This is a genomic window from Psychrosphaera aquimarina (assembly GCF_032461525.1).
Taxonomy (GTDB): domain Bacteria; phylum Pseudomonadota; class Gammaproteobacteria; order Enterobacterales; family Alteromonadaceae; genus Psychrosphaera; species Psychrosphaera aquimarina.
Map to the genome: position 1 here is coordinate 505595 of NZ_JAWCUA010000007.1, position 16150 is coordinate 521744.

Below are 16150 nucleotides of genomic sequence, written 5' to 3' on the forward strand. Positions count from 1 at the left end.
TAATTTAAGTCGCTGCTTTATAACAATAAACATCGGCTGTAACAAGTTGAACCGTTTATCTTCTATGTGTGACTTATGTTGTTTTGTAAATGCTGATTTATCAAACTGTATGGATATTCGGCAAACTGAGCAAAACCAGAAATAGACCTCGCTTTTAATTTTGTAAAAACTGGGGCGGTTATTCCACATAAAAAGCGCGTGGTTAAAACCGAACTTGGTGTTTTTGCATATGCGGTTTGATAACGAGTTACAAATTCATGACTTGCCGCCATCAACTGTTGGGCTTCGATAACTGGCTTTTCTGCTGGTGCAGGAATAACAATTTTATGTCCCGAGCAAACGCTGCAATGCCCACATCGTGCTGGTACGTTTACATCACCAAAATAACTCGCTAATTGATGGGTTAAACACAGGTTTTGTTCAAACAATTGCAACATATTATGAATTCTAGCGACTTCAGCTTGTTGTTTTTGTTCAAAATACTGAGCTAAATCTTGAGCTTGTTGGCTGATGTTAATTTGCTCAACATTAACTCGATAAACTTCAGTTATCTGTTTAGCTTGTAATTCTATCCAACCTTTTTCATCAAAATATTCCAATGCTTTGATCACTCTTGAACGGTCTGTGTTTGCGTTGTCTGTTAGATATTGCTGACAGATACCGTCTATGTCAGCCGTCCACCAAGTTTTAGCCCGTTGTGAATAGCGTAAAATCGCTTGCACAAAACGTAAACGTTCATCATTAAAGTTTGATAATAAAGCCGCTTCGTCCACCAGCAATTTAAATTTATACTCCGCAAAATAAGAGTACATTGGCTGTACCAACCCTTGAATCTCTAAATAAACCAATAAGGTTTTTAAAGGTAACTGACGAATATTCGACTCCATGGATAACGTATAAAGTTGACACTCCCACTTACCGTTTTGTTTATTTTGATTGATATCTTGCAGCACATGTTCGATACCTGAATACTCTGGCGTATCACCATATATAAAGTTTTCTAATACACTGATGTTGTCTCGATTTACTATCACTAAACAATCTGATTTTTCACCATCTCTGCCGGCTCTGCCAATTTCTTGTGAATAGTTTTCTATTGATTTTGGTAAGTCAAAATGCACAACATGCCTGATATTACTTTTATCTATCCCCATACCAAATGCGATGGTTGCAACAATAATGTCGACATTGCCCGCCATAAAGTTTGCTTGTGTATCCTGCCTTACATCGCTGTTCATCCCTGCATGATAGGCTTTAACATTAAATCCAGCTTTAGCTAAAGAGGCAGCCACTAATTCAGCGGTTTGTTGTAATGTCACATACACTATTGTTGGGTCTATTTGGGCCGTTTTGTCTTTTTTATCACGAATATTATGTTTAAACGCGGGTTTGTATCTGGCCTCATGTAACAACCAATTTTCTAGATAAAACAGCTTATTTTTATCACTGACGGCCGCAACACCAATATCTAAATTAGGTCGATAAAAGCCTGTTGCCGTTACATCTTGCGGCGCTATATTAAATTTACTCGCCATATCTTGAATAACTTGAGGTGTTGCCGTTGCGGTTAATAATAGAGTTTGTGGGATATTAAAGTCACGCTGATACTGTGGCAATTTTAAATAATCAGGACGGAAATTGTGCCCCCATTCCGAAATACAATGCGCTTCATCAACCACTAATAAAGAAATAGAAATACTTTGTAGAAAATGACGGAAACGCTCGTTTTTCAGGCGTTCGACCGCCACCATTAATATTTTAATCTGCCCGGATCTCACCTCCTGCATTATTTGATTAACTTGATCACGAGACAAACTAGAATCGATACTGGCAGCAGGGATATTTTTACTATTTAGAAAACTGATCTGATCTTGCATTAACGCTAACAAAGGCGAAATCACTAACGTTAAATTAGGCATATGCAACGCAGGCAGTTGATAACACAATGACTTGCCCGACCCTGTTGGGAATATCGCAGCACTTGAACGACCGCTAACAATTGCATTAATGACTGGCTCTTGCCCTAATCTGAAGTCGGAAAAGCCAAAATATTGCTGTAATGTTTGTTTTATCGATGTTGGGTTCATCAAGATCATCCCTGCTTTGCAAATAACTGTAAACAAAAACAGTATAATTCATTCCCTTTAAATGCCAAGCCTAATGCGCTAAATTAATCGCACTCGTTTAATTACAATCGAATAATGGATGCCTAATGACACCTGCAATCAATTACTTAAACAATAATAAAGTCATTCATCAAGTGCTTGATTATCACCATGACGTTAATGTTAAATCCTATGGATTAGAAGCAGCAGAAAAGCTAAGCCTACCAAGCAAACAAGTTTTTAAAACCTTAATAGTGAACTCGGAGAATAACCAACTTATCGTAGCCATTGTACCTGTATCAAACCAATTGAATTTAAAGAATGTGGCAAAAGCAATTAAGTGTAAAAAAGTTGTAATGGCAGAGCCTGCTGTTGTAGAGCGCAGCACGGGATACGTTTTAGGAGGTGTTAGTCCATTTGGTCAAAAAAAGCGATTAGTCACTGTCATTGATAGCTCAGCATTGCAACATGACACTATCTTTGTTAGTGCTGGAAAACGAGGATTAGAAATAGGGTTATGCCCAAAAGTATTAATCCAGCTGTTAAATGCTAAAACCGCTGTACTCAGCCAACAAGCTAAACCTAATTTAGATAAAAGATAAATACTTTCAAAGTGCCTTAATGCCAAGTCTTTATGCAGTTGGACAGAACATATGAAGTTAGGTATTAATCAGTAAACTTGTTGTTATTTTCTAGCTGAGCATTTATTTCTTTATCTTTATACATGTTTAAATCAGCGATACTAATTAATTCTTTTGGGCTGAAAGCATTAACTCCACGAATGGCGCCACCTATAGCGACAGAAATAGGAATATTTAGTATTTGTCCTGATATAGATTGCACTGCGTATTGGCCATTTAATACTTTCTTTTTATTCAAAATTAAACTTTGCAGTTTTTCATCGTTATCCACTTTGGGCACTATCAAAATAAATTCATCGCCTCCAAAACGTCCCACAAAATCATTCGCTCGATTAAACATCTGCAAACGGTGAGCTAGGTGCTGCAAAATTTTATCCCCTACTAAGTGACCGTATGTGTCATTAATCGGTTTAAAATTATTAATGTCCAACAACAATATTGAATAATTGATTTCATAACGTAAAAAATCAGACTCTATCGCTTCTAATTTTTCATCAAACGCCGCACGATTATGCAGCATAGTTAATTTATCACGCGTGGCTAATTGCCCTAAAGCGCTATATAAAATAAGTCGTTCTCTGGCAAATTGAATAGCTCGTTTTAATGTGGATGCGTTTATTTCAGATTTTATTAAATAATCCTGTGCGCCAAGTTGAATGGCTTGAATACCTATTTCATCATCATTACCTGTTAATACTATGATAGGAATATCTAAACTAAATTTACGAACTTCTATTAGTGTCTCCAACCCAACTGATTCACTGATATTTAGATCTATAACCAATATATCAGGTACGATTGCACTAATAAGTTTATTCAATCCAGCCAAACTATCGGTTTCTAGTGTGGAATAGTTTATCGCTTTATCATTTTCTAATAACTGCTTGAACAGATAGACATCATCACTGTTATCTTCTAGTAAATAGATAGTAAGCTCACTTCTCATACAGTTTCCTTAACGCCCAAATTGAATGTAAACCAGTATTTGTTCAACGATGACACTAACTGCGTTAGTTGTTCTAAGTTATCTGGTTTAGTCAAATAAGACTTCACGCCTAATTTATATGCAGATTTAATATCTTCGACATGATCCGATGTCGTATAAGTGATAATAATTAATTGATTAACTTTTTGTAACTTATTTAGTTTTTCTAATACTTCTAATCCCCCCATTTGTGGCATATTTAAATCAAGTAAAATGACTTTCCCTATGCCACTGTTTTGCTCTAAATAATGAATAAGCTCAGTTCCGTCGTTTAACGTTTTTAAATTCGGTTTTGGTGTAACGGCATTACATGCCATTTTAAAAAAATAAATATCGTCTAAGTCGTCTTCTACCAATATTAGGTCAAACATCTAGAATCCTATTAATTAACTACTTGAGGCAATGTAATAATAAATACAGCCCCCTGTTTAACATTTCGACTGCAATCTATTGTGCCATTATGGATTGCTACGATTTGGCGACATAACGCCAATCCAATACCACTTCCACTATATTGATCTTTATTATGCAAACGCCTAAAAGGCTCAAATATTTGATCGGCAAACTTATCTTCAATACCAATACCGTTATCTTTAAATTTAATTATTAAGTCGTTCGTTTTTTTATGACTACTAATTTGAATAATAGGTTTAACGTCTTTATCCATAAACTTAATGCTATTAGCCATTAGATTTTGAAATAACTGGATCATTAACCCTTCATCGACAAATAATTTAACGTCTGTGTCAATTAATTGAAATTCAACTTGATGCTCTTCAATTAAGTGACTTAGCAAATCCACTACTTGTTTTAATATATCCGACAAATAACATTGCTTAATATCCAAAGCTGAACTGTTAATTTTAGATAATTTTAATAAATCTTTAATCATTTCACGCATCCGCTCGGATGCATTAATTAACCTTGAGAACTCAAACTCTATACTGTCGTCTTTTTCTATTTCTGTTTTTAGTTTATTTTTTAAAGAGCTTGAAAAAGCAGTTATCTTTCTTAAAGGCTCTTGGAGATCATGACTTGCAACAAAGGCAAAACGTTTTAAATAATCATTGGATTCTTGTAATTGCTCCATAAGAAAGGTGAGCTCTGTGATATCTACAAACGTGCCTAACATAAGTAATGGCATATTGTTTTCATTGTATTTAACAATACAGTCAAATGAATAACACCAAACCCAACTTCCACCTTTGTTCTTAAATCGGTACTTTAACGAATATAGTTCACCATTTTTAGATTCGGCAACTTTTGTCATATGTTCAATTACGGCTGGTAAGTCATCTGGATGAAATAAACTCATAAAGTCTTCGTTTTGATTCAATTCATCCATGTTATAACCTAGGATCTCAGTGTACCTTTGGTTAATGGTTACATTTTTTTGTAAGTCAAAATTAAATACATAAAGACCACATACAGTGGAGTCTAGTATTTTTTCTAAAAACAACTGGTTATCTTCTAACGCTTTTTCAGATCTCTTTTGCTCAGTAATATCAATCGCGGTTCCCACCACTTTTATGACTTCACCTTGCTCATTAGCTATTGGGTATAACGACGTTTTATACCACCCATTTTGGTCGTTAAAATGTAAGTTTTCGATATAATCGATTTGTTTCGCAGATTTAATGCAGGTTAAATAATGAGAGACAAAGTCTAATAAGTTTGTACTTTCAAATACAGAAGATAATTCTGATAGCGTTTTATCGATCACGTCTTGCTCTTGAACACTAAGTCTAGCGCACGCAGCCCGATTAAAATTGACTATTCTTAATTCATTATTTGTTTCTACATTTAAAACCCAAATAGCATGACTTGAGCCTTCGTAAATAGTATTTAAAAATTGAGACTTTTCAATTAACGCTATTTCTAACAGCTTTTTATTGTGAATATTTCGCAATGATCCAGACATAAGGACAGGCCTATTGTTCTTATCAAAACTGGAATCACCAATACTAAAGAACCAGTTATATTCCCCGGTTTCATTTAAGCCTAGATACTCAACTTCATACTTCTCTTTCGTTTCTAAATGCGCAGACAAAGCCGTGTTTACTGTATCTTTATAATCAGGGTGGATATGATCAAACCAATGAATAAATTCAGGATTGGGTTCATTTTCTCGACCTATAATTTTCATCAATTGAGGTGAGTAATCTACTGTATTGTTAATAATATCCCATTCCCAAATACCATCTTCTATAGCTGAAATAACTCGGGTGAAGCGTTCTACTGAATTCACTAACTTTTCTTCTATCACCCTAATTTCTGTTAAATTTTTAAAAGATATTAATGTGAAGAGTTGCTCATCATATAAATATGTTGATAGGTATATCTCAATTGGGATGACAGCAAGTTGGTTTGTAACTAATGTGCCTAAAAAGGTTAAGTTTTCGTCTTTAGTCTGCGGTTTACCTTTTATTAAATTTGTCAGAGTGTTTCGATATTTTTCGTCATCAACTTTGATGTATTGTTCAAACTCTAATTGCTCTAATTGTAATTGCGAGTACCCTGTTTCTATTAACGCTTTTTCGTTTACTATTAAAAGCTTACCCCCATCTAATAACAAAGTACAAAAAGGTAACTTGTTTAACATGATATTGATCATCTGTTTTTCATTTAAACTAATTTGGGCTTTTTGTAATTTCAGATAATTTGACTCAGCCAGTTCCACTGCTATTTTCAACTTATCTTCAGCTTCTATTCGAGCACTAATATCTCGAATAGTGGCGGTACTAATTTTCACCCCAGATATAACTGAACTGCTTAAACTGACTTCTATTGGGATCAACCTTCCATACTTATCTTGACCATATAATTGTTTAACCCCTTCCCCCATTAAACGACGGTGTGGTGAATGGAAGTAAGAGTTTAAGTGAGCTTGATGTTTATGTTTCACATTCTGTGGCAATAACATTGACATATCTTGTTGCAATAACTCATCTTTAGTGTAACCAAACAAAGACTCTAATTGCTCATTACACCTGACCATTATTCCAGCCTCTGTAATACTCAACATAGCATCTGGAGAATTAGCTATTAATAAATCACTTTCATGTAATGCTTTGGCTAAGTCGGTATACACATATTTCAGTTTTTTTACTGCATTTAATAAGAATATGGCAAAGAAGATCGCAAATAAAAAAATTGAAATACCAGCCATTATCCAAAGCGAAATGTTTTCGAACGATTGTTCGGTAAATTTAAGATGAGATTGATTGAGGGTCTTTGTTCGTTCACTTAAAAATTCAATTGCTTGTAAGGCTTCTTGGTCGTCTACTTTTACTATTAGATCTTTATATTCAATGTTGGTGATATCTTTGAACTGCTGTAATTTAACTAAGTTTAATTGATATTTGTCCAGAGTCGTATTTATGGTTTTTATTGCTTCTAATTCATCGCTTTGTGTAAACAAACTGGATAATTGCTCAGTGGCCATTTTAAAACTTTGAATATTGACCGATAACTCACTTAGTGTCTGTTGGTCATTTCGAATTAGGTAATTTTTAAAGTTGTGTATATACCCACCGTACCCCATAGCTTTGTTGAGGTTATAGATCCCAGTATTAATTTTTATCATTTTATTATTGTGTTGCTGTACGGACTTTTCGATATCAGACAAACGGCTAACTAATTCAAACGTGTAAACGCCGAAACAAATAATAAATATGAACGTAGTTAATAAGATAAAGGTAAAGTGTTTTTTAAATTTAATTGTGTCAGATTGATGAGTCTCTAAATCCATGGGACTGCCAGATAATACTTCTATAATAGTAAAAGTAGCATAAGATTTCATTTGCGCTTTATATCTTTATATATCAGTGGAATTTAGCTAAATAACTGGGCAGTTACTCTTTCATTTTACTTAGCCTTGAGTAGAAATTATTCCTAATAGCAGCATAAACATCGAGATATAATGGATTATTTAAGTGAGTCCATAACAAAAAAATAGGCTAACTTAACCTCAACCTGAAGGGCTTGGTTGGTTTGTTCCCCCCAACTTCGTTACCAGACACTTAAATAGAACCACAATATATAAGTATCCAATCTGGCTGGATACAAAAAATATCCGTCTGGGTTGTAATAATGAAAGATTCCCCCCTAATCAACTTATTAAAGAATACTCATGTATAATGCCGCGCTTATGTTTTTGTGATCCCATAAAAGCCTCAAAGCCAAATTATATAAAGGTGACATATGTCAGATAAATTTTTCTTTAAAGGTCGTCAAGATGCACGCCTTGATCACACAAATCATGGTTTCAACCCTAAAGCCAACCAAAAGTTAGGCACTAAAAAATATCCTTTAACCTTGCAAGTCACCTCTGTTGAGAGCCAACAAGAAGTACAAGCATTAGTTGATGAAGCGAATTTAGTTGCCAATATCACCATTAACAATGCAAATGACGCGGTTGAATCTATTGAAGAGCTAACGACTATACTGAGTATCAGCAAACCCATTACTTTTGAACAACTACCAAAACGCAACGATCCTTGTCATTGCGGAAGCGGGATTAAATTTAAAAAATGCTGTGCATAACAGTAAATTTCTGTGGTGATCCTTAACGTGTTTTTTGTTAGGATCACAACACAAAAAGTAACTTAACGTATCCCTAGATTTTAATCCGTTGAGTTCCTTTCCATTTAATCAAAATCACATTAATTAGAAGATGAGAATATGAAACAAGTAGCAATTGTTATGGGTTCAAAATCAGACGGGCCAACCATGAAACATGCCGCTGAAATGTTAGATACATTTGGCATTGAATATCACGCAGAAGTGGTATCGGCCCATAGAACACCACATTTGTTACAAGAGTTCGCAGAAACAGCCGAAGAAAAAGGTTACAAGGTGATTATTGCAGGTGCAGGGGGAGCGGCCCATCTTCCAGGCATGATTGCCGCTTTTACCCACATACCTGTTTTAGGTGTGCCGGTAAAATCAAGTAAATTAAGTGGCGTGGACTCATTATATTCGATTGTTCAAATGCCTAAAGGCGTAGCAGTTGGTACTTTAGCTATTGGTGAAGCGGGGGCTGGTAATGCTGGTTTGTTAGCGGCACAAATAATTGGATTAAATGACACGATTGTGACGCAAAAAATCAAAGATTTTAGAGCCGCTCAGACACAAGATGTGTTAGATAATCATAAATTAGATTTCTAAGGTTTATTTAACCAATCATTGAAACTATTTTGCTCAGTTAACTACAATTCAACTTCGGTATTAAAATGACTCAAACTTTCACTGGTAATGCCTCTTATTTAAATAATGATAATGATTTAATAGTTGTATTAGGTCATGGTCAACTCGCTCGTATGATGTACTTAAGCTCAACTCAGTTAGGGTTAAATATCATTGCCGTAGATGCGACTAATCGCGTGTGTGTTAACGCAGTCGATAAAACAGTGTTAGATTTGACCGTGGAGCAAGCATTTGAAGCTTGTAAAGCCATCACTTCTGAATTTGAACATTTACCAAAAGACTTAGTCAAACAGGCCGAAGAGTCGGGTAAATTCAAACCTAATTCTCATGCTATTTTAGCTGGGGCTGATCGCATTGTTGAAAAATCCCTATTAGAAAAGCTTAATATTCCCAACTGTCCACACCAAATAATAAACAGTGTGTCTGACTTACAAAATGCGTATCAAAATTTAGGGCCTAAGTTGATATTAAAAACGAGTCGTGACGGTTACGACGGTTATGGCCAATGGCGTATTTTTTCAGAACAAGATTTAGCAGTTGTGTGTGGCGATTTAGTTGATTTCGATTTTGAACATATGCCATTAGTGGCAGAGCAATGTATTTTGTTTGAAAAGAGATCTCGTTATTAGGTGTGACTGATATACATGGCGATCACAAATATTACCCGCTGACAGAGAATCACCATGGCGACGGTCAACTTGTCTTATCATTAGCGCCAGCCCCTAATTTAACACCTGAGTTACAGCAACGTGCCGAAGCCATTCATAAAACAATTGCGGAAGCGTTAAATTATTGTGGTGTATTAGCGATTGAGCTATTCCAAACTGGCGATCATTTATTAGTCAATGAAATCGCGCCTAGAGTCCATAACTCAGGTCATTGGACACAACAAGGTTGTGCCGCTAGCCAATTTGAAAATCACATTAGAGCGGTGGCAGGTTTACCATTAGGTGATACAAGTGCGCAGCATTTAGTGGCGATGGTAAATTATGTTGGTGAGCCTAAACCAAGTTCAGAGTTATTAAAGCTAGATAACGCTCATTTACATTGGTATGACAAATCCGTTAGGTCAAAACGTAAAATGGGCCACATTAACTTAGTGGCGGATTCTGTGGAAGAATTACAAAAATTGATTGGACAAGTTCATGATTTTTTGCCTGAGTCATTAGCGACAAATTTGGCAGAAATTAAAGAGTGACTCTAATGTTTTAGCTAATCGTTTATCATTAAGACGATTAGCTACTTTGCGCTTTTATCGCCAAAAACTCATCTGATAGTGCATCTATCTTTTTCACTTTTGCCCATATCCCCAATTTTCCGTTATTCACCTCATCCAATAAAAACAACTCAATTTCAACCGGTACAATTTCACCGGACTTGGTAACGTATTCTTTTTGAAACGATGCATAACCTTCAGCGAAAACATGCCTGATCACCATATGGTTTTCATAAATAGTCCACGCTTCTGCGGTAATATCTTGATAAGCTAACGCTTTTAGTTCATCTAGTGTATAACCTGTTAACGCTAAAAAGTGTTGATTGGCATTAATTACATTACCTTTAGCGTCGGTGGCTGCAACAGCGTATTCTTCTTTATCAAATTGAGTTTTAAAATCGTAATTAATGGTGCGCATACCGACCTACCGATGAACAATAATTAATCAATTTACACTTTTTTTAGAAAAGATGCACATCCGATCAGTAAGTTAAGATACAAAATATGAATAACAAAACTATTTATAACAAATTCAAACAATTATAATGTTTCAAATCAGCTCTAATTAGGAACTAATAGATGAAAAAAATTCTCGACGGTTTAAAGCAATTTCAAAAACTAATTTACCCATTACATCAAGCTCGTTTTGAAGAGTTAGCTGTAAACCAAGATCCTGATGTTTTATTTATTACTTGTTCAGACTCCCGAGTTGATCCTAATTTAATTACCCAAACCGATCCCGGCGAACTATTTATTTGTCGTAATGCTGGCAATATTGTACCACCACACTCAAATGAAACTGGTGGCATGACTGCATCAATAGAATATGCAGTATCTGTTTTAAACGTAAAAAACATTATTATTTGTGGTCACAGTCATTGCGGTGCAATGAAAGCGGCCATGCACCCAGAGAACGTAAAAAATTTACCTCACGTAAAAGTATGGATCGATCACGTAAGAGCTGCAAAAGAGTCGGTAGAGTTTTCGCATAAATGTGAACCTTCTGGCCTTGATGACTCTCACTTAGACGAGTTAACCAAACAAAATATTGTATTACAGTTGCACCATCTAAAAACCCACCCATCGGTATTTGCAAAATTAAACTCTGGTCAGTTGAACTTACATGGCTGGATTTACAATATAAAAACGGGTGTGGTTGAATCATATAATGACGAAACTAAAGAGTTTATTACGTTATAATAACCTCGACTTGGCTTCTATAACTATTCAACTATTGAGTGTAAAAATTCTTATTTGAACGTTTTAATTACTTAAAAAGATATGGTTACACTCAAATGAACAAATCTCGCTTACATCCAAGAAACCGTCATCAAGCCGTTAATGGTGTGGCTTATGATTTTGCCACACTATGTAAGGTTAACCCCGAGTTAACTCAATACGTTGGTATCAATCAAGCTGGCAATTCTACCATCGACTTCGCCGTTTCTGATGCAGTTAAACAACTGAACAAAGCCTTATTATTGCACTTCTACCAATTGCGTTTTTGGGATATTCCAGAGCAATACCTTTGCCCACCTATACCGGGACGTGCTGATTACATCCATTATTTAGCTGATTTATTAGCAACACACTTTAATGGTGAAGTTCCAACAGGTAAAAATATTAAAGGGCTAGATATTGGAACCGGAGCCAATTTAATTTACCCAATCATAGGTTCATTTGAATACAAGTGGAGTTTTGTTGGCAGTGATATCGACCCAGTATCTATTAACTGTGCGACTCAATTGTGTAAAGTAAACCCAAGATTAACAAAAGCAATTAAACTTCGTAGTCAAAACAACCCAGATCAAATATTTAAAGGTGTGATTAATAGCACAGATAAATTTGCGTTTACCATGTGCAACCCACCTTTTCATAAATCCGCAGAAGAAGCACAAAAAGGCAGCCAACGTAAATTAAATAACTTAGCCGCAACACGTAAAGGTAAATCAGAATCCACTGATAAACTGAATTTTGGCGGCCAAGCAAATGAGTTATGGTGTGATGGTGGAGAGGTTGAATTCGTATGCAAGATGGTGCGTGAAAGTTCTAACTACAGCCAACAAGTGGTATGGTTTTCCAGTCTTATCTCAAAGAAAGATAACCTAGAAATAATCCAAGCTGAGCTAAAAAAATCAAAGGCAAAGCAAATAAAAATTATTGATATGGGACAAGGGAATAAAATTAGCCGATTTATCGCTTGGTCGTTTTTAACCAAAGAACAACAAGATGAGTGGTTTAATTCCCCTGCCTAATATTCAACAGGGGCTTTATGAAAAACAATCACTCTGCGCTGGTTTTATTATTAACCAGCGTTTTATTATTTATCACTGGCTGCGGAAACAATAATCAGCCTGACACCTCCAACGTCAATAGTGCGGCACATTGGTTAACGGACACAATAATTGTTGTAGGTGATACTAAACCCAACACTCAATTTGAACTGCACACCACCCTTGTCGATGGTCGCAAATCACAAGTTAAATTAACAACTACTTCTATGCCAACAGCGCTGTCGGTAAAGTACCCTCATCTATCTGATTTTGTTGCGTTACAAGTTCCGCAAACGATTATCGATGTAAAGACACTGTTAAAAGGCCATAATCAGGTAATACAAAGTTCAAAAGAGGCCGCGACTCAAATATCCAATGTACAAATTTATGGTGTACTGGACGCTTTGTATACTGCCAAAGAGAATGATGCCAATGAAGAAACGGATTTTGGCTCAGTTGTAAATCAAGACTCTGTGACATTTAAAGTGTGGGCGCCCACCGCAACCCAAGTCACGGTTTTATTAACAGATAAAACGCACCAGCAAACCACTTCTGAATTGGTCATGACTGAGGACAGAAATACCGGTGTTTGGTCTGTATCGAGCACACAAGCTAACGCCTTTGATTATTACCAATATCAGCTTGATGTATACCACCCTAACACGCAACAATTTGAAACCGTTACAACTACCGACCCTTATTCATTAAGTCTTTCTACTAATAGTAAGTATTCACAAATAATAGATTTGAATAACCCGAACACCTTCCCACAAGGCTGGTTAACACAAACGATAGATACCTTAGAAGCCCCAGAAGATCTGATCTTATATGAAACTCATATTCGGGACTTTAGTGCATCTGAGAAAAAGTTATCGTCACCTGAGTTTAAAGGTAAATACAAAGCTTTTAGTGAAACTAATACCGACGGCATTAACCACTTAAAAATGTTAAAACAAGCGGGGTTAAATACCATTCACCTGTTGCCAACCTACGATATTTCTACAGTAGATGAACAAGCAGGCATCGCCATTGACATCGATGATCCCGTGTCAAAGGTGTGTTCTATTTACCCAGACTTAACCCATTGTGATGATGACAAGGTATTAAACAAAAGCCTGAAACAATTATTAAACAGTTTTGATACTCGCACGGGACAAGCTCAAGAAGTGATGGAAACCATTAGAGGCAAAGATAATTACAATTGGGGCTACGACCCATACCATTACACGGTTCCGGAAGGCAGTTATGCCGTTAATCCTGAAGGTGAAAACCGCATCGTTGAATTCCGTGAAATGGTGACTTCGCTGCATAATTTAGGTTTTAGAGTGATCATGGATGTGGTTTACAACCACACTTTTGCCTCTGGTTTAAACGAAAAGTCAGTATTAGATAAAGTCGTCCCGGGTTATTACCATAGATACGATGCCATTTCTGGTGTTATGGAAATTTCCACTTGTTGTGATAACAGCGCAACTGAACACGCCATGATGGAAAAACTAATGACGGATTCGTTAGTAGTTTGGGCACGTGATTATAAAATTGACGGCTTCCGCTTTGACCTTATGGGTCACCAACCAAAACAAGCAATGTTAAACGCCAGACAAGCGGTACAACAAATTGACCCAGATACTTATTTTTATGGTGAAGGTTGGAACTTTGGCGAGGTTGCCAACAACAAACAGTTTGTTCAGGCCAGTCAAAATGAATTAGCAGGCAGCGAAATTGGCACCTTTACTGATAGATTACGTGATGCGGTACGTGGTGGTAACTTCATGACCAACGCTGAAGGGTTACGCCGTGACCAAGGTATAGGCAACGGCTTATTAGTGATTCCAAATGAGTTACAACCAGAAGATAAACAATTGGCTGAATATCAAATATCGATGGATCAAGTTCGCCTTGGTTTAGCTGGTAACTTGCAACAATTCTCAATTCAAACATCCAACAATGACATCAAATTAGGTAAACAGATCAATTATGGTGGTTCTCCTGCTGGTTACGCGTTAGACCCTGCAGATACCATCAATTATGTCTCTAAACATGACAATCAAAGTTTATGGGACAACCACCAATATAGATTGCCATTTGATATGAGCAGTGATGACCGTGTGCGTATTCAGAATATGTCGTTAGCGTATCCATTATTAGCTCAAGGTATACCATTTCTGCACATGGGTTCTGAACTGTTACGTTCTAAATCATTTTTACGTGATAGTTACGACTATGGTGACTGGTTTAATGCCGTGGATTTTTCTAAACAAAGTAATAACTACGATGTGGGATTACCACCAGCAGAGAAAGATATAGACAACTGGCCTATCATTACGACTTTGTTAACAAACAATGAAGACCGAGATGATGTCAGCCCAACACAAATTGATTTTGCATCTAAGGTGTTTGCTGAGTTTATAAATATTCGCGCGCACTCTGTGTTGTTTAGGTTACGCACTGCTGAGCAAATAAAACAAAAAGTATCGTTTTTAAATACGGGTTCTGCACATCAAAATGGATTAATTGTCATGCTGATTGATGATAATCAAGGGCAAGATTTAGATCCTAATTACCAATCTATTATTGTTATCTTTAATAACAACAACTCGCTCCAAGAGTTTAGTTATCAAGACGCAGCAAGTTATAAATTGCATGTTACACAAGCCAATGGTGTTGATGCTCAAGTGAAAACATCAGCGAGTGATGGTAATGGATTTACCATAGCTCCATTAAGCGTAGCGGTATTTGTTAAGTAACTAAGGTGTGTGTACAACTAACGCCACTTCTTTAAAAACTCGATACAAAAAAACACCAAGGTAGATATTATCTTGGTGTTTTTTTATTATCTTTTAAAAAAACTTAACGACTGTTAGTTTGATAACTGATTATCAAAGGAAGCATCCATTTAAATAAAGATTTCTCTTCGAAATAAACATTACTCTTCAATATTTCGGGTGAAACAAGGTTCGTTTGGTTTTGATAATTCTGGATTATATTGATAACCCGCCATATCAAACGCTAACAAACCTTCCAAGTTTTCGATTTTGTTTTTCACTAAATATTGCACCATCATGCCACGGGCTTTTTTAGCGAAAAAGCTGATCATTTTATATTGACCATTTTTCCAATCTTTAAACATTGGCGTAATAAGCTGAGCGTTTAACTGTTTCTTTTTTACTGACTTAAAATATTCAGTTGAAGCTAAGTTAACCAGAAACTCGGATTTAGTTGCCGCGATTTGCTCATTAAGTTTATTGGTGATGAGTTCGCCCCAAAATTCATATAAGTTTTTACCACGAGTGTTAGCTAGTTTAGTCCCCATTTCCAAACGATAAGGTTGCATTAAATCAAGTGGTTTTAATAAACCATACAAACCAGACAAAATACGTAAATGGGTTTGGCAATAATCAAAGTCTTGTTGTGAAAAACTTGTCGCTTCTATCCCTGTGTACACATCACCATTAAAGGCTAGGATTGCTTGTTTCGCATTATCAGGTGTGAAGTTAGGCTGCCATTGTGCAAAACGTGCTGCATTTAATCCCGCTAACTTATCACTAATATGCATCAAGTTTGATAAATCAACAGGCGTTAACGTCACGCAGGTTTTCATTAGCTCTTGAGCATCATCCAACAACTCAGGTTGAGTATACGTTTCAGTAACGGGCGGTGTTTCAGAATCTAAATTTTTAGCAGGTGATACAACATACAACATAGTTTATTTACTTACCTTT

The 16150-nt window shown here is 36.1% G+C and carries 13 protein-coding genes and 1 pseudogene; 8 read left to right on the forward strand and 6 right to left on the reverse strand.

Going from position 1 to position 16150, the window contains the following annotated elements; all coding sequences use genetic code 11:
• Positions 1-62: 62 nt before the first annotated feature.
• Positions 63-2087: a RecQ family ATP-dependent DNA helicase gene (locus tag RT723_RS08830; protein ID WP_315946709.1), complete on the reverse strand. Its 2025-nt coding sequence runs from the start codon at positions 2085-2087 to the stop codon at positions 63-65.
• A gap of 125 nt (positions 2088-2212) precedes the next feature.
• Here RT723_RS08830 and ybaK point away from each other — a divergent pair, with 125 nt between their 5' ends.
• Complete coding sequence (ybaK, locus tag RT723_RS08835; protein WP_315946710.1) at positions 2213-2707, forward strand: Cys-tRNA(Pro) deacylase; 495 nt, start codon at positions 2213-2215, stop codon at positions 2705-2707.
• Positions 2708-2771: 64 nt separating this feature from the next.
• Here ybaK and RT723_RS08840 read toward each other — a convergent pair whose 3' ends face one another.
• From RT723_RS08840 to RT723_RS08850, 3 genes are read right to left on the reverse strand one after another with little or no spacing between them, the layout of a single operon-like run.
• Positions 2772-3692 carry a GGDEF domain-containing protein gene (locus RT723_RS08840; protein WP_315946711.1) on the reverse strand — a complete coding sequence of 307 codons (921 nt, stop codon included), beginning with the start codon at positions 3690-3692 and terminating at the stop codon, positions 2772-2774.
• Positions 3689-4102, reverse strand: a complete 414-nt coding sequence (locus tag RT723_RS08845; protein WP_315946712.1) for a response regulator — start codon at positions 4100-4102, stop codon at positions 3689-3691. Before RT723_RS08845 ends, RT723_RS08840 begins: the two co-directional genes overlap by 4 nt.
• Positions 4103-4113: 11 nt before the next feature.
• The gene (locus RT723_RS08850; protein WP_315946713.1) at positions 4114-7533 is read right to left on the reverse strand and encodes a PAS domain S-box protein; all 3420 of its coding nucleotides are present in this window, start codon (positions 7531-7533) and stop codon (positions 4114-4116) included.
• 401 nt (positions 7534-7934) lie between these two features.
• On the opposite strand from RT723_RS08850, the gene RT723_RS08855 reads away from it, so the two are divergent.
• The 4 genes and pseudogenes from RT723_RS08855 to RT723_RS08870 all read left to right on the forward strand — a co-directional run bounded on the left by RT723_RS08855 (position 7935) and on the right by RT723_RS08870 (position 10137).
• Positions 7935-8276 (forward strand): PBPRA1643 family SWIM/SEC-C metal-binding motif protein, encoded by a 342-nt coding sequence (locus RT723_RS08855; RefSeq protein WP_315946714.1) that lies wholly within the window; start codon positions 7935-7937, stop codon positions 8274-8276.
• Positions 8277-8414: 138 nt separating this feature from the next.
• Complete coding sequence (gene purE / locus RT723_RS08860) at positions 8415-8900, forward strand: 5-(carboxyamino)imidazole ribonucleotide mutase (protein ID WP_315946715.1); 486 nt, start codon at positions 8415-8417, stop codon at positions 8898-8900.
• Between the two features lie 155 nt (positions 8901-9055).
• Positions 9056-9792: pseudogene (locus RT723_RS08865) on the forward strand (ATP-grasp domain-containing protein); the annotation flags it as partial.
• 126 nt (positions 9793-9918) lie between these two features.
• A complete protein-coding gene (locus tag RT723_RS08870) occupies positions 9919-10137 on the forward strand; it encodes a hypothetical protein (protein WP_315947180.1) in 219 nt (72 codons plus the stop codon).
• A 37-nt stretch (positions 10138-10174) separates the two neighbouring features.
• Here RT723_RS08870 and RT723_RS08875 read toward each other — a convergent pair whose 3' ends face one another.
• Positions 10175-10573 carry a PAS domain-containing protein gene (locus RT723_RS08875; protein WP_315946716.1) on the reverse strand — a complete coding sequence of 133 codons (399 nt, stop codon included), beginning with the start codon at positions 10571-10573 and terminating at the stop codon, positions 10175-10177.
• A gap of 161 nt (positions 10574-10734) precedes the next feature.
• On the opposite strand from RT723_RS08875, the gene RT723_RS08880 reads away from it, so the two are divergent.
• The 3 genes from RT723_RS08880 (at position 10735) to pulA (ending at position 15175) form a co-directional block, all read left to right on the forward strand.
• Positions 10735-11355: a carbonic anhydrase gene (locus RT723_RS08880; RefSeq protein ID WP_315946717.1), complete on the forward strand. Its 621-nt coding sequence runs from the start codon at positions 10735-10737 to the stop codon at positions 11353-11355.
• Between the two features lie 95 nt (positions 11356-11450).
• Complete coding sequence (gene rlmF, locus RT723_RS08885) at positions 11451-12410, forward strand: 23S rRNA (adenine(1618)-N(6))-methyltransferase RlmF (protein ID WP_315946718.1); 960 nt, start codon at positions 11451-11453, stop codon at positions 12408-12410.
• Between the two features lie 17 nt (positions 12411-12427).
• Complete coding sequence (gene pulA / locus RT723_RS08890; protein WP_315946719.1) at positions 12428-15175, forward strand: pullulanase-type alpha-1,6-glucosidase; 2748 nt, start codon at positions 12428-12430, stop codon at positions 15173-15175.
• Between the two features lie 179 nt (positions 15176-15354).
• On the opposite strand, the gene yaaA is transcribed toward pulA, so the two are convergent.
• Entirely contained in the window at positions 15355-16131 is a 777-nt protein-coding gene (gene yaaA, locus RT723_RS08895) for a peroxide stress protein YaaA (protein ID WP_315946720.1), read from the reverse strand.
• Positions 16132-16150: the final 19 nt, after the last annotated feature.

Bases quoted from the DNA above. Each gene is read 5' to 3' on its own strand.
- RT723_RS08830 (WP_315946709.1), bottom strand. From the start codon at position 2,087: ATGAACCCAACATCGATAAAACAAACATTACAGCAATATTTTGGCTTT.
- ybaK (WP_315946710.1), top strand. From the start codon at position 2,213: ATGACACCTGCAATCAATTACTTAAACAATAATAAAGTCATTCATCAA.
- RT723_RS08840 (WP_315946711.1), bottom strand. From the start codon at position 3,692: ATGAGAAGTGAGCTTACTATCTATTTACTAGAAGATAACAGTGATGAT.
- RT723_RS08845 (WP_315946712.1), bottom strand. From the start codon at position 4,102: ATGTTTGACCTAATATTGGTAGAAGACGACTTAGACGATATTTATTTT.
- RT723_RS08850 (WP_315946713.1), bottom strand. From the start codon at position 7,533: ATGAAATCTTATGCTACTTTTACTATTATAGAAGTATTATCTGGCAGT.
- RT723_RS08855 (WP_315946714.1), top strand. From the start codon at position 7,935: ATGTCAGATAAATTTTTCTTTAAAGGTCGTCAAGATGCACGCCTTGAT.
- purE (WP_315946715.1), top strand. From the start codon at position 8,415: ATGAAACAAGTAGCAATTGTTATGGGTTCAAAATCAGACGGGCCAACC.
- RT723_RS08870 (WP_315947180.1), top strand. From the start codon at position 9,919: ATGGTAAATTATGTTGGTGAGCCTAAACCAAGTTCAGAGTTATTAAAG.
- RT723_RS08875 (WP_315946716.1), bottom strand. From the start codon at position 10,573: ATGCGCACCATTAATTACGATTTTAAAACTCAATTTGATAAAGAAGAA.
- RT723_RS08880 (WP_315946717.1), top strand. From the start codon at position 10,735: ATGAAAAAAATTCTCGACGGTTTAAAGCAATTTCAAAAACTAATTTAC.
- rlmF (WP_315946718.1), top strand. From the start codon at position 11,451: ATGAACAAATCTCGCTTACATCCAAGAAACCGTCATCAAGCCGTTAAT.
- pulA (WP_315946719.1), top strand. From the start codon at position 12,428: ATGAAAAACAATCACTCTGCGCTGGTTTTATTATTAACCAGCGTTTTA.
- yaaA (WP_315946720.1), bottom strand. From the start codon at position 16,131: ATGTTGTATGTTGTATCACCTGCTAAAAATTTAGATTCTGAAACACCG.